Origin of the sequence: Blastomonas sp. UPD001, assembly GCF_003426715.1 — a bacterium.
Taxonomy (GTDB): domain Bacteria; phylum Pseudomonadota; class Alphaproteobacteria; order Sphingomonadales; family Sphingomonadaceae; genus Blastomonas.
The window spans coordinates 1-501 of record NZ_QKVT01000058.1; the positions used below are offsets into that span (position 1 = coordinate 1).

At 65.9% G+C, this 501-nt stretch carries 1 protein-coding gene; it reads left to right on the forward strand.

Annotated elements, in window-relative coordinates; all coding sequences use genetic code 11:
- Positions 1–429, forward strand: a 429-nt coding sequence (locus DM995_RS18340) for an HdeD family acid-resistance protein (protein WP_116970626.1), incomplete at its 5' end; no start/stop codon positions are given.
- Positions 430–501 lie beyond the last annotated feature (72 nt).

Here is a 501-nt window from a genome sequence, read left to right on the forward strand (position 1 = left end):
GATGGCGTCCTCGGGATCATCATGTCGGTGCGCGGCGCGCGCAGGGGCGAGCGCTGGATCTGGCTGCTCCTTGGCGGCATCCTGGGTATTGTCGTCGGCGTGCTCGCGATCCTCTGGCCCGGGATCACGGTGTTTGCCTTCGTCATGCTGGTGGCGGCATGGGCGCTGATATCCGGCAGCCTCATGCTGATTTCCACCTTCCGGCTGAAAATTGCCCATGGCCGCATCTGGCTGGCAATCGGCGGCATCGCCAGCATCGTGCTCGGGGTTCTCCTCGTCATCTGGCCGTCTGTCGGCGCCCTGGTGTTGACCTGGTGGACCGGCGCGCATGCGCTTGTGCTGGGCGCAACGCTGCTGGTCCTTGCCTACAGGCTGCGATCCGCCCGCACCGGCCCAGCAAACCAGCGCGCCGCCTCCGGTGCGACCTGAGCAATTGAAGGGAGGAAGATCCATGCCCACAGTTCTTGCAGCGGGCACGAAAGCGCCCGGCTTCACGCTTCG